General features: G+C 57.4%; 12 protein-coding genes. 5 read left to right on the plus strand and 7 right to left on the minus strand.

Annotated elements, in window-relative coordinates; genetic code table 11:
• Nucleotides 1–4 precede the first annotated feature (4 nt).
• Entirely contained in the window at nt 5–1,003 is a 999-nt protein-coding gene (locus ILT42_RS16165) for a succinylglutamate desuccinylase/aspartoacylase family protein (protein ID WP_204216669.1), read from the minus strand.
• 222 nt (nt 1,004–1,225) lie between these two features.
• Between ILT42_RS16165 and ILT42_RS16170 the strand changes: the two genes are divergently transcribed.
• The 4 genes from ILT42_RS16170 (at nt 1,226) to ILT42_RS16185 (ending at nt 5,430) form a co-directional block, all read left to right on the plus strand.
• A complete protein-coding gene (locus tag ILT42_RS16170; protein WP_204216670.1) occupies nt 1,226–2,167 on the plus strand; it encodes an ABC transporter permease in 942 nt (313 codons plus the stop codon).
• Nucleotides 2,167–3,048, plus strand: coding sequence for an ABC transporter permease (locus tag ILT42_RS16175; protein ID WP_204216672.1), 882 nt, complete (start codon nt 2,167–2,169; stop codon nt 3,046–3,048). The genes ILT42_RS16170 and ILT42_RS16175 overlap by 1 nt, the downstream gene beginning before the upstream one ends.
• A 104-nt stretch (nt 3,049–3,152) precedes the next feature.
• Nucleotides 3,153–4,289 (plus strand): NADH:flavin oxidoreductase/NADH oxidase, encoded by a 1,137-nt coding sequence (locus tag ILT42_RS16180; protein WP_229428727.1) that lies wholly within the window; start codon nt 3,153–3,155, stop codon nt 4,287–4,289.
• Nucleotides 4,290–4,293: 4 nt separating this feature from the next.
• Entirely contained in the window at nt 4,294–5,430 is a 1,137-nt protein-coding gene (locus tag ILT42_RS16185) for a M20/M25/M40 family metallo-hydrolase (protein ID WP_204216675.1), read from the plus strand.
• 125 nt (nt 5,431–5,555) lie between these two features.
• Here ILT42_RS16185 and ILT42_RS16190 read toward each other — a convergent pair whose 3' ends face one another.
• The 5 genes from ILT42_RS16190 to ILT42_RS16210 all read right to left on the minus strand — a co-directional run bounded on the left by ILT42_RS16190 (nt 5,556) and on the right by ILT42_RS16210 (nt 11,356).
• Nucleotides 5,556–7,073 (minus strand): flavin-containing monooxygenase, encoded by a 1,518-nt coding sequence (locus ILT42_RS16190; RefSeq protein WP_204216682.1) that lies wholly within the window; start codon nt 7,071–7,073, stop codon nt 5,556–5,558.
• Nucleotides 7,066–7,917 carry an alpha/beta fold hydrolase gene (locus ILT42_RS16195; protein ID WP_267874476.1) on the minus strand — a complete coding sequence of 284 codons (852 nt, stop codon included), beginning with the start codon at nt 7,915–7,917 and terminating at the stop codon, nt 7,066–7,068. Before ILT42_RS16195 ends, ILT42_RS16190 begins: the two co-directional genes overlap by 8 nt.
• A gap of 414 nt (nt 7,918–8,331) precedes the next feature.
• A complete protein-coding gene (locus ILT42_RS16200) occupies nt 8,332–9,831 on the minus strand; it encodes a tripartite tricarboxylate transporter permease (protein WP_204216696.1) in 1,500 nt (499 codons plus the stop codon).
• A 39-nt stretch (nt 9,832–9,870) separates the two neighbouring features.
• A complete protein-coding gene (locus ILT42_RS16205; RefSeq protein ID WP_204216704.1) occupies nt 9,871–10,311 on the minus strand; it encodes a tripartite tricarboxylate transporter TctB family protein in 441 nt (146 codons plus the stop codon).
• Nucleotides 10,312–10,381: 70 nt separating this feature from the next.
• Nucleotides 10,382–11,356, minus strand: coding sequence for a Bug family tripartite tricarboxylate transporter substrate binding protein (locus ILT42_RS16210; protein ID WP_204216706.1), 975 nt, complete (start codon nt 11,354–11,356; stop codon nt 10,382–10,384).
• Between the two features lie 298 nt (nt 11,357–11,654).
• Here ILT42_RS16210 and ILT42_RS16215 point away from each other — a divergent pair, with 298 nt between their 5' ends.
• Complete coding sequence (locus ILT42_RS16215; protein WP_204216707.1) at nt 11,655–12,785, plus strand: zinc-dependent alcohol dehydrogenase family protein; 1,131 nt, start codon at nt 11,655–11,657, stop codon at nt 12,783–12,785.
• Nucleotides 12,786–12,922: 137 nt separating this feature from the next.
• On the opposite strand, the gene ILT42_RS16220 is transcribed toward ILT42_RS16215, so the two are convergent.
• Nucleotides 12,923–13,471, minus strand: coding sequence for a cupin domain-containing protein (locus ILT42_RS16220; RefSeq protein ID WP_204216709.1), 549 nt, complete (start codon nt 13,469–13,471; stop codon nt 12,923–12,925).
• Nucleotides 13,472–13,473 lie beyond the last annotated feature (2 nt).

The raw sequence follows: 13,473 nt of genomic DNA on the forward strand, positions 1-13,473 counted from the left end.
TGTCTTATCGGCGTGGCGTGGGAATGTTGCGGTCGGACCACCCGGCCATAAACGCAAGCGTTCCCGGCTGAATCATTGCAGGCAGAGCTTGTGACACCATGAGCAACGGCTCGCTCTGCACGAGGAAACTCCGCATCACAGAAGGACCCCATCTGTCGAATCCGGATCCTTCCCCCGCGCGCTCGCCGATGTCCTCAAGGCGGAATTCTTCCAGCCGTTCGCCGGTAATCACGTTCGTGACCCACCCGAGGATTCCTGGAGGTATCCGCGCCCCCACCTTGGCATGATCATGAGGACCATCGAGCGCTCCAGCCCGCGAGGCGAAGAAAAGCTTAACCTGATCGATGATCTCCACGCGGTCAGGACCCGTCGGCTCTCGGTCGATATGCCCTCGAAAGGCGAGCATATTCAGGAGGCCGTCGGTGGCAATCGCAGTGTCGTTGCTCGATGCGCCTCCGAACTCGATCAAGCTTGCCTGTGCTCCTGCCGCTCGAGCAGAAGTGCACATTTGTCCTGGCGTATGTCGGTCCACCATTACGGGCACATAACCGAACGACGCGGTCAATTCGAGATTGCCGTAGTCGTAAGCGAAGTGCGTCTTGCGGACCGGCGTCCCTGAATGAACGTCGATGATGCAGTCGGCCCGCTCCAGAATATGGTCGAGAAGTGCGTGGGCCAATTGATCGCTCGTGCTCCCTACCGTGTTACCGGGAAAACGGCGGTTCAACTCAACAAGATCGGGATTATGCCTCATCATTCCCGTCAGACCGAAGGGGTTCGCGGCAGGTATGACGTAGACGGAGCCTCTGACGGGTAGGGTATCCAGCGTGCGGCACAGTTCGTGGAGCGCCAGAACGCCTAACGGTTTGTCACCGATGATCCCAGCAACAATTGCAGTCGCAGGGCCATCACCACGACCAAATTGGTGGACATGAATTCGCCAGGGAAAATCATCTATGCGAAGTCCGTCGACGTCGAAGAAATAGCGATGTCTACCTGGCATCAAACCACCATGAACCGACAGCGAGGATCAGTTCGTTCGATACGATAAGCAGGCCCGCTTCCGGCGAAATGCAGATCGGCTGCACTCCCTATCACTGTTTCTAAAGTCGCCGGACGCCTTCGGCATCATTAGTTTTTGCTATGTCCAGTTAAGGACTCTGCCGTTTCATGATGGATTCCGCTTTACGAAGATCAGGTGAAGTGGATACGCCCCGGAGAGCGCATGCTCAGGTATATCATCAAACGGATTGTGGCGGTGATCCCTGTGGTGTCTGTGGTGGCGCTGTTTGTCTTCTCGCTGCTTTACTTCAGTCCAGGGGACCCCGCAGCGATGCTCGCCGGTGACAATGCCTCGGCAGAGGACATTGATCGCATCCGAGAGAGCATTGGCCTGAACCAGGAGTTCTTCGTGCAGTTCGGACACTGGGCGCTCAACGTTTTGCAGGGGGATTTCGGGCGGTCGCTCTTCAGCAATACTCCCGTGAGCGCTCTCATTTTGGAACGAATGGGGCCAACATTAGCCCTCGCCTGGGTCACAATGGCCATAGCGATCCCAATCGGAATCCCCCTCGGCGTTGTGGCGGCATGGCGCTACGGCACTTGGATAGACCGTTTGGTGTCCTTCATGGCCGTGGCAGGATTTTCCGTTCCGGTGTTCGTGTTCGCCTACTGCCTCATCTATCTTCTCTCGATCCATCTGGCTTGGTTTCCTGTTCAGGGCTACGTTGAGCCATCTGCGGGCCTGTGGCCCTTCCTGCGCCATTTGATCTTACCGGGCGTCACCCTGTCGCTCCTGTATGTCGCCATGATCGCAAGGATGACACGGACGACGATGCTCGAAACCCTCAAGCAGGACTATATTCGAACCGCGAGATCAAAAGGATTGCGTGAGAGCCGTGTGGTCATGAAACACGCATTGCGCAACGCGTCCGTGCCAATCGTGACGACTGTCGGTCTGGGGGTCGCCCTGGTGATTACCGGCGTCGTGGTAACGGAAAGTGTGTTTGCAATCCCCGGCCTCGGCCGGCTGACGGTGGACGCAATCTTGCGCCGCGACTACCCGGTGATCCAAGGCATGATCCTCGTCTTCTCGCTCACCTATATGTTGATCAACCTGCTGATTGACATTTCCTACACGTTCCTCGATCCGCGGATCCGATACTGATGAAACTTTATAGGGTCGGTGGGGGCGAGGTGCAGACCGGTGTGGTCGCGATGCTCCGAAAGCAGTGGGCTCGGAACGCGCTAGCTGTCATCGCTGCAGGGATACTGATCGTACTGGCCATAGGCGCCATCTGTGCTCCGCTCTTATCGTCGATCGACCCACAATCAATCAGTCCAGCTAGAAGAATGAGGCCTCCTTCGACGCAGTTCTGGTTTGGAACGGACAACCTCGGCCGGGATATCTTCACCCGTGTAATCTATGGCTCGCGCGTGTCTCTAATGGTCGGCGTGGGAGTTGCGGCACTCGCCACACTATTTGGTACATTCATAGGCCTCCTGACGGGGTTCAATCGGGTTGCCGATGCCATTCTGAGCAGAGTTATGGATGGGCTGATGTCAATTCCGGCCATCCTGATCGCCATCGCACTGACAGCCCTGACACGTGCGAGCGTCCAGGGCGTCATCATTGCTATTACCATTGCGGAGATCCCCCGCGTGGCCAGACTGGTTCGCGGCGTCACACTGACATTGCGCGATCAGCCTTTCATCGAGTCCGCTCGCTCCATTGGATGCTCTACGCCTCAGATACTGTTCCGACACATTCTGCCAAACACACTCGCGCCCCTGATTGTGCAGGCGAGCTTTATCGGTGCGTCCGCGATTCTCATCGAAGCCACCCTGAGCTTTCTCGGCGCGGGCGCTCCGACTGAAATCCCAAGCTGGGGGAATATCATGGCGGATGGACGATCGCTTTTCCAAATCTCACCGCACATCATCTTCTTTCCGGCGTTGTTTCTCGCGATTACCGTTCTGGCAGTCAATATCGTCGGGGATGCAGCACGAGATGCGCTCGATCCTCGCCTCGCGCGTGAAACAAAATAGAAGTCTTTAGCATAACTGATGGGGCGCGCTTTGATTCCGGCTTGCCGTGACATCAACCACCTCTAGTGTGACCGACGGTCCGAATGATTCAGGAGACGACATCGATGGCAATGCTTTTCGAGCCGATTGCACTCCGGAGCTTGGTGCTGCCGAACAGGGTGGTGATCGCTCCCATGTGCGAGTTCAGCGCCGTCGACGGATGTGCATCGGATTGGCATATCATTCACCTTGGCCATCTCGCTGTTTCAGGCGCAGGCCTGCTCATCATCGAAGCAACCGGGGTCGAGCCGGCAGGGCGTATCAGCCGGGAATGCCTTGGCCTGTACTCGGATGAAAATGAGGAGGCATTGGCAAGGGTCCTGAAGATCGTGCGCAAGTACGCAAGCATGCCGATTGGAATTCAGCTCAGCCATGCAGGTCGGAAAGCGTCGATCCGCAAGCCGGCCGATGGACGGGGACCCGCAGGCGAAGAGGAGGGGGGCTGGGAGGTCGTTGCCCCATCACCGATACCCTTTGCCGAAACGTGGAAAACGCCACGGATGCTCGATCGAGCAGGCATGGACAGCGTTATTTCCAATTTTGTACAGGCGACCAAGCGTGCGGATCGGCTGGGATTGGATCTGTTGGAACTTCACTCCGCCCATGGCTATCTCATGAGCTCTTACTTGTCGCCGATCGCGAATGTTCGCACTGACGAGTATGGCGGAAGCCTGGAGAACCGGATGCGGTTCCCGCTCGAGATCTTCAAAGCCGTCCGTGAGGCTTGGCCGGATCACAAGCCTGCAGGTGTCAGGTTTAATGGCTCCGACTGGCTTGAAGGGGGCATCGACCCCGACGAAGCTGTGGCCTACGCAAAGGCGCTTGCCGCCATCGGATGCGATTATGTCGATGTGTCTTCCGGCGGCAATGGCTACGCTAACATACCGCTCAGTCCGGGCTATCAAGTCCCGTTCGCGGAGCGTGTGAAGCGCGAGACCGGCCTCCCAACCATGGCCGTCGGACTCATCAGAGAGCCAAGTCACGCAGAGCAGATTCTGCAGGATGGCATGGCTGATATGATCGCGCTTGGTCGAGGCATTCTCAACAACCCGCGCTGGCCTTGGCATGCGGCCGAGGAACTCGGCGCCGTCGTAGAAGCCCCGCACCAGTATATGCGTGCGGTGACCAGAACTGGCTTGCCGACACAGGATTCGACAGGCGTGCCGTCACATATTGCGCAGCTGCGCGAGTCGAGGGGGTAAACCGATGGACTTTGCGAACCTGCCGTTCGACATCGATTCCATGCTCCATGGCCTTCGCCGTTGGGTCGAATGTGAAAGCCCCTCGTATGATCCGCATCGCGTCAACGAGATGATGACGCTAGCCGCCCACGACTTCGCCGAAGCCGGTGGGCGTGTCGAACGCATTCCGGGATCCGGCGGTTTCGGTGACTGTATTCGCGTCAGATTCGGCGATGACGGTAACAGCAGACCCGGGATTCTCGTCCTTGGACACCTGGATACAGTGCATCCTGTCTCAACTCTTGAGAAGCTTTCCTGGCGCCGGGAGGACAATCGTTGCTACGGCCCAGGCATATTCGACATGAAGGCGGGCAATTACATCGCTCTCGAGGCGATGCGCCAACTGAAAGCGGCCGGGCAGCTGCCCTCGCTGCCCGTGACATTTCTTCTGACGAGCGATGAGGAAGTCGGAAGCGCGAGCACCCGCGACCTCATCGAGAAAGAGGCCGCCGTCCACCGTTACGTCCTGATCCCCGAACCAGGACGTCCGGATGGAGGTGTTGTGACCGGCCGATATGCCATTGCGAGGTTTGAGTTGGAGGCGATCGGTAGGCCCAGCCATGCGGGAGCGCGGCTCAGTGAGGGACGGTCGGCCATTCGCATTCTGGCCGATGCGATACCTGTGATCGAAGGCATGACGGACACAGACTGTACCTTCAGCGTTGGTGTCATCCATGGCGGCCAATGGGTAAACTGCGTAGCGAGTACCTGTACGGGGGAGGCCCTCAGCATGGCAAAGCGTCAGGAGGATCTCGACCGGGGTGTCGCGCGGATGCTAGCGCTCAACAGTGGCGACGAGGTAAGCGGCCGGCTGATCGTCAAGCGTAGCCTGACCCGCCCCGTTTGGGAAGCGAACCGTCGAAGCATGGAACTTTATGAGATGACGAGACAGCTTGCAAAGGAGCTTGGTGTCGATCTCAATCATGAAAGCGTCGGAGGTGGCTCCGATGGAAATTTCACCGGTCAGCTCGAGCACGTGGCCACTCTCGACGGCCTAGGTGTTCAGGGCGCGGGTGCGCACACCTTGAACGAACATATTTTCGTCGACAGCCTCGTTACCCGTGGCAGGCTTTTCGCAGGACTGCTCGCAACGCTTTCCTGAGCGTACAATTCGACATTCTATGAATTCGACCCTGGACCAGCATTCGCTCGTCCAGGGCATGTGCGTGTTAAAACTTCTGATGGTAGGACCCCTCTCACCCTTTTCAGGTGACAGGGGCGACCGAGTCAGGCGCTCTCGCGCACGTCATAGCCTGTTGGGGTGAACGTGCCGTTCTCGACGCGAAACTGTCTCATAAAGTCCGGCCAGAGGGCAGTGAGCTTTCCGCTATCCTTATGGAGGTACCAACTCTTGCATCCACCCGCCACCCAGACGGTTCCTTCGCTCCGTTCGTCGATTCTGCTCACATAGGTTGTTTCGGCTTCAAGGCTAGGCTCTATGACGGCGCCGTTGTCTATTATGTAGTTTAGGGCACCTCTGATGTAGTTAGCTTGGGTTTCGGCCATGTAGACCATCGACCCGGCACCCAGACCGGTATTCGGCCCAAGCATCATGAAAAGGTTGGGGTAGCCGGACATTGAGGCACTCGCGAAGGCGCGAGGCCGGTCACGCCAGTGATCGGCGAGCCGGTGGCCGTCGCGACCGAAAATGACCTCGGCAATCGGAAGGTCCGTGGCTTCGAATCCCGTCGCAAGGATCAGCGCGTCGACCTCGTGCGCCGATCCGTCCCGACAGGTAAGGCCAGACTCGGTGATGCGTTCGATGGGTGAGGTCTCCAGGTGGACATTGCTTTGTTGCAGTGCCGGGTAATAGTCGTTCGACAACAAGATGCGCTTGCAGCCGACTTCGTAGTCGGGCGTGACCTTGCGCTTTAAATCCGGATCATTGACTTGGGCTTCGAGGTGCCCTTGGGCCATCGCGGACACAACGGCAATGAAGCTGGGAACGCGTCGCCTCTGGAGAAATCGACCTTCGTTGAACCAGAACAACTCATTACGCAGAAGTTGGGCCGTTTTAGGCATTCGGGCGAACATGCCCTTTTCAGCCGCCGTGAACGCGGTGTCTCTGCGGGGAACGATGTATGGGGCTGATCGCTGGAAGATGGTAAGCGTGGCAGCCGTTTTCGCAAGTTCTGGGACGATTTGGACTGCGGATGCGCCCGTGCCGATCACCGCTATCCGCTGTCCTTCGGGCTGGAAGGAATGATCCCAACGAGCGGAATGTATTACCTTACCGGCGAAGGAATGAAGACCGTCGATGTCGGGAAACGCTGGGTCCGACAGGTGTCCGGCCGCCGAAACCAGGGATCGTGCTCGATAGCTGCCCGTCTCGGTCTGAACCACCCAGGCCGACACGGCGTCATCCCAATTCGCCCGCAGGACATTGGTGTTGAAACAAATATGCGGTCGTATATTTTCCTGATCCGCGGTTTCTCGCAGGTAGTCAAAGATCTCCTGCTGGCGTGCATAGACGCTGCTCCAGTTTGGATTGGGCCTGAACGAATAGGAGTATAAGTGGGATGGGATGTCACATGCGGCGCCTGGGTAGGTGTTATCACGCCACGTCCCGCCAACATCGTGTCCCCGTTCGAGAACGACAAAGTCGATCTTTCCCTCTCGCTTGAGCCCAATGGCAAGTCCGAGCCCGGAGAACCCGGTTCCGATGATGATAACGTCTCTTATTCGACTTTGGTCTTTGCCGTGGCTATTCATCGAAACGATCTCCGAGGCTTGCGGTTCACGCATGTTCGTTTGAAATAATGCTACCTGGGGGAAGGCGATCCGGCTGGGACATGAAGTCCTGTACTACCGACAATAGTTCTGCTGGTCGCTCGACGACAACTCCGTGCCCACAATGAATCTCGAACAGGCGGGCCTGCTCAATGCCGCCGAAGAGCATGTGCGAATGCCGGATGGGAGCAGTTTGATCCAGTTCGCAACCGACCACGAGGGTAGGGGCCTCAATCTTCCTAAGATCATCCGAGAGATCGACAGTTCGGTTGAGTTTCATCTTAGCGCTTCGCGCATCGCCTAGATTGTGCGTACGAATGAGCTCCTGGAGCTCGCCAGGCGTCCGCGCGTTGATGAAATGCTGGCCATAGTTCATAAGAACGGAGAATTTGCCAAGCGACGGGTGAGAGCTCTCATAGAGTTCACGCCACACATCATTCCTTAGAAGCTGTTGGGCATCCGTCTTAACCCATCCAGCGACGAGGATGAGCGAACTGATCAACAACGGCTTTTGAGCGGCCAACTGCGCCGCTACGACAGCACCGAAAGAGTATCCCAAAAGGCATACTTTTTGGTCGCCATCGACTGCGCTGATTACGGCTTCAGCCTGCTCACGGTAAAACTGGAGACTGAGATCGACCCCGATTGGGTCCGCAAAGTCGAAAGTTACGACGCGGAAATAGCGCGCGAGCATTGGGAGCAACATCCAAAACGTGCCCGCCGCTGTGCCTCCCGATCCATGCAGGAGGACGATGGTTTGCGATTTTGTCCGTTCTGGATCGCTATCGTAGCAACTCAACGAAGTGTCTTGAAAGCGAACGGAGTACCTGCGGACGTCCGGAGGAAAGTCAGAACTCATTTTGTCAAGCCGCTATTGAAGTGAGTACGTAAGACGGTGTCGCCCTGACACAGGATGTGCTTGTCCGGGATGTCACACCGGATGCTGATGTTTCTGCCGAGGTGAAACCGAGCTGCGTCGCGGGCATGCCAAGTCTTGCGATGGCCTCGACCGTGTCATGATGTGCATTGACTCGAGATCCAACTCTTTCTGGAAAAGCATTCGCCACGAGGCGGTCATAAGTCATTTGACCGCAGTACAGCGTCTATTGAAAGTTCTCATCGGTAGTTACGGCATCAGGATTTCTCATACCCTTGTCTTTGATATTCTCTGCGACATTGAAAAGGCGGGCGTAAAGCGACTGGACTGCTGCTGTGCGAGCCAGGGTTGCGGCGTCTCCGGCAATGTCGTGTCATGGACTGCGGCTATGATCCGTCAGGCTTCACTAAACACTTCCTTGCGGCGACTCTTGAAGCTCGGCACTGCGACCAGGACCAATAGAGCGAGTGCAGCCAACAACAAACCCAGGCTGATCGGCTGCTCGATAAAAACCAAGTAGTCGCCCCGCGACAGTACCAGTGCCCGACGAAGATTTTCTTCCATCATGGGGCCGAGAATGACCCCAAGAAGCAGTGGGGCCGCTTCGCAGTTCAGTTTGTGAAACAAGTAACCAACCGCGCCGAAGAGCCCCATCATCTTGATGTCGAATGTCGAGTTTGAGAGGGAATAGGCCCCAATCATGCAGAACAACAGCACGGATGGAAACAAAAGCCGGTATGGAATGCGCAGCATAGTGACCCATACGCCCACAAGAGGCAGGTTGATAACAACCAGCATAAGGTTGCCTATCCACATGGACGCAATGAGACCCCAGAACAGTTCTGGCTGCTGGGTAATGATCATCGGACCAGGGACGATCCCCTGGATTAGCAAAGCTCCAACGATCATGGCCATGACGACGTTGGAAGGAATGCCGAGGGTGAGCATTGGAATGAACGACGTCTGCGCGCCTGCATTGTTGGCGGACTCCGGGCCAGACACGCCCTCGATGGCTCCCTGCCCGAAACGCGATGGGTCCTTTGCCAGCTTTTTTTCGAGCGCGTAGGATGCGAAAGAGCTGAGAAGAGCTCCACCCCCGGGCAGAACGCCGAGTATCGAGCCGACCAACGTCCCGCGCACTGCGGGCATTGCTGCGGATCGCAGCTCGTCTTTCGTCGGCATCAGACTTCCGACCTTAATCGGAGTCTCCTTGCGATCGCGATGATCCAAGTTCGACAGGATGTCGGATATGCCGAAGAGGCCCATGGCGAGAGGTACGAACGCGATGCCGTCGAAGAGTTGGGGTAAGCCAAGAGTGAAACGCTGCTGTCCGGATTGGACGTCTGTCCCGACGATACCCAACATCAATCCGAGCACGACCATCGACACCGCGTTCAGCAAAGAACCTTGAGCGAGGACAATGGCTCCAACCAGTCCGAAGGCCATCAAGGCAAAATTCTCGGGCGCGCCAAAGCGCAAGGCGATACCCGCGAGGGCAGGACTGGCTACGGCAATAAGCAGTGTGGCGACGCTGCCTGCAAACAAAGAGCCGAGTGCCGCGATTGCGAGGGCGGCGCCAGCGCGTCCTTTCAAGGCCATCGCGTGGCCGTCGATGCAGGTCACGACCGAAGAAGCCTCGCCGGGAAGCCGCATCAGGATCGCAGTTGTCGATCCGCCGTACTGCGCGCCATAATAGATTCCGGCAAGCATGATCATGGAAGAGACGGGTGTTAGATAGAAAGTGAGCGGCAGCAGCATTGCCATCGTCGCGGCCGGACCCAATCCCGGCAGGACACCGACCAAGGTGCCAACGACGACCCCGACAAAGCAGAAGAAAACATTCTGAAACGTCAGGGCGACGCTCATGCCCAAGGTGAGATTGTCAAGCAGGTTCATCGACGGATCTCGAGTGTTTTTGAAAAGGCGTTTAGAGTTTCAGCTCGGGAAGACGATAAAAGGCAGCCCGAGAGCGTAGACAAAGACAAGCGTTGAGATGACCGCGAGCCCGGCAGCAAGGATGACAAGGCTGCGCCACCTAACGTCCGGACTACCAAAACCTGCGACTAGAGTGCTGACAAACGCGGATGCCGGAAAGCCAAGCATCTCCACAGTCAGCGCGAAAAGCACGATGGATCCGAGGATAAAAGGGGCAGGGCGCGGGTTGAAGCTCTCGAAGGCTTCTCCTCCACTTAGGCCGCGGATGACGCCAACCAGCCCCAATATCGCCAATCCCGCACTCAGGACTGTGGGGAAGTAACCGGGCCCCATATCATCGGCCTTGCCGAAGTCGTAGTCCCGCGATAGCCAGAATCCGAACAGTCCGATGCAGGTGAACATCAGACCGGATACAATTTGGCGATTGAGCGATCGGGTCAAAATTGGCCTCCGTGACCAAAGCTGCCCGAGCCGAATGAACGGCTCAGGCAGAGCAGCGCCAATCTAAACGTTACTGAGCTTCGAGATTCAGCGCCTTGACCGCATCTGTCCAGACTGCCGCATCCTGCGCTACGAATGGAGGGATTTCATCAAGTGTCAGCGTTCCGACTTCGCCTTCGCCGGCTTTCATGCGCTCGACATAAGCAGGGCTTTTCAGCGCGACCATCACAGCGTTATGAAGCTTCTCTATAACGTCCTGCGGGGTCCCCTTCTTCACGAAAAGGGCGTACCAAGTATATGCACTGAAGTCGACGCCGTCTTCTTTCCAAGTCGGTAGCTCCGGTGCGCTCGGTACGCGTTTGTCGCTTCCCATCGAAATGGCCTTGATCTGGCCAGATTTCGAATTGGCGAGTCCAGTCGCAGCGCCGTCGAACATCAGCTGAACGCGGCCACCGATCATATCAAGCGTTCCTTGAGCACTTCCGGGATAGTGAACCGGTCGGATGTCGATGCCGGTCTTCATGCGAAACACCTCTCCCGTGAGATGTGCTGCAGCCCCCTTGCCATGGGTTGCAAAATTGACCTCACCCGGGTGTGCCTTCGCGTAGTCGATCAATTCCTTGACCGTGTTCGGAGCAAAGTTCTTCGATGCAACCAACACGTAGGGAACTTTGCCGATCATGGCGACAGGAACGAGATCGGAAGGCGTGTAGTTTAGGTTTTTCATCAGCAACGGTGAGATGGCCGTCGAACTCGAACTACCGAGCATGATGGTATACCCATCCGCAGGGGCGCTCACTAACGATGCAGCTGCGAGCGTCGTCGCGGCGCCGGGCTTATTCTCCACGAGGACAGGCTGACCAAGCTGCTGTTTGAGCGACTCCGCGATAACCCGTGTCAGAATGTCGGACATGCCGCCCGCTGTGTAGGGGACGAGGATCTTGATGGGTTTTGTCGGATAGTCCTTCGCGACGGTGAACGTGGATGAAGCGAACAGCGCAATGGCAGCAAGGACGCCTTTGGCGACGGATAACGATCTGGACACCGAGTTCTCCCGAAATAATTCCCGCGCCACGCTCGTTCGTGGCTGTTCAGTCCAGACTACGACACGTCATCCGCTCAAGAAACGCACCGTTTCCTGCTTCGCCATTAAGGAATCTTATAACTGATGTAATGGCGCCTGCTTATAAGAAGAATTGATAATGTCAGTCCGAAAACCCAGGTTTCCTGCGGTACTCGATCATTTATCCAAAGGTCATCCTAATTCTAGGTGGCATCCTTAGAGCCCTGCCGGATCCATCACGGGCGAACGAAACAACATCCGTCTCCGGAGTTCAAAGACGATGAAAATACGAGCCGCTGTGCTTGAAGAAATTGGCCGCGCTGGGCCGTACGTTCAAACCTGTCCCTTGACGGTCGAGGAGATCGATCTCGCCCCACCGCTCGCAGGAGAAGTCCTAGTGCGGACCGCCGCAGCCGGCCTGTGTCATTCCGACCTCTCGGTCATCAATGGCGACCGGTCTCGTCCGACGCCGATGGTTCTAGGGCATGAGGGTTCAGGGATCGTGGAGGATGTCGGTCCAGGCGTCGACGACCTGAAACAAGGCGACCATGTCGTCTTCGTCTTCGTTCCGTCATGCGGGCATTGCGGACCGTGTCAGGCGGGACGACCAGCGCTCTGCGAACCCGGGGCGGCGTCCAATGGCATAGGCGAGCTCCTCGGCGGCGGTACTCGTCTGTCCAGACGAGGTGAGCCTGTGTATCACATGACGGGCGTGTCGAGTTACGCCACCCACTGCGTGATGTCACGGCGCAGTCTCGTTAAAATCGACTCAGATGTCGGGCTGGATATCGCGGCGCTCATGGGTTGCGCGATCTTGACCGGAGCAGGTGCCGTTTTCAACCTCGGTGCGGTCCAACCGGGAGGCACGACGGCCGTGGTGGGTCTCGGTGGTGTAGGACTGGCCGCGATCCTGGGTGCATCGGCGGCCGGAGCGGAAACGATCATCGCGGTTGACACGCTGGACTCGAAGCTTGAGCTCGCCGAAGAACTTGGAGCGACGCACTGCTTTAACGCCACCGACCCTGAAGTCACCGCCAAGGTCAGGGACTTGACGTCGGGCGGGGTCGACGCGGCGCTCGAGTTCGCCGGGTCCGCACGCGCTCTGGAAGGGGCGTTCGCAATGACGCGTCGTGGCGGGACGACAATCACGGCCGGTCTCCCTAATCCGCAAGCGACGCTCAACATTTCACCGTTGACCTTGGTTGCAGAAGAGAGGTCCATCCGCGGTAGTTATCTAGGTTCCGGGGTCCCTTCGCGCGACATCAATCGCTTCCTCGGTCTGCACAGACGCGGCAAACTTCCCGTCGAGAAGCTCGTGACGCACAGGATTCGTCTTGATGAGATAAACGAGGCCTTCGACCGATTGGCCACGGGGCAAGCTATAAGGCAGATCATCGATTTTACCGCTTAGACGAAAGCTCGTCGACGCGGCGATGGCATCGCGACGGCTTCGTTCGCCCGTAAAATTCGGTCGCGCCTGTTGATCACAATTCGGCTCTACTCGGAGAATGACACAAGCGGCTTCGGCACCAGGTCGCATCATCGGTATCAAAACGAGGGCGGCGTGCAGGCGCTCACAACTTCACATGGGACTGGGCCGATACACCGAAAGCGATGGGGGCGCCTGCTGTCGAAATAGTAGGCGTCGCCCGGTCCCAGAATACGGCGCTCATCATCAACGGTAACTTCCAGGCGTCCGGCGAGCACGATGCCCCCTTCTTCTCCGTCGTGCACAAGTGGAACCCGCCCTGTGTCTGCGCCCGGTTGATAACATTCCCGCAGCAGTTGGATGCTTCGGCCGAGCAGGCTCTCGCCGACCTGACGGTATGAGATGGAGCCTTTACCGATCTCTACTAGATCTTCCGCTGCATAGAACGCTTTCTTCGGTCGCTCCGGTTCGAATGCGAAAAACTCCGCGAGTCCGATGGGGATCCCATCCAATATTCTCTTGAGGGCCCCAACTGAAGGGTTGGATGCATTCGACTCGATCAGTGAGATGGTTGAGTTCGGGACACCGGTTCGCTTCGACAGGGCCCGCTGAGACAGGTTGCTCGCGATCCGCACAGCGCGGAGCCGATTTCCAATGTCGATCGACATCT

Origin of the sequence: Microvirga pudoricolor (genome assembly GCF_016892705.1) — a bacterium.
Lineage (GTDB): Bacteria > Pseudomonadota > Alphaproteobacteria > Rhizobiales > Beijerinckiaceae > Microvirga > Microvirga pudoricolor.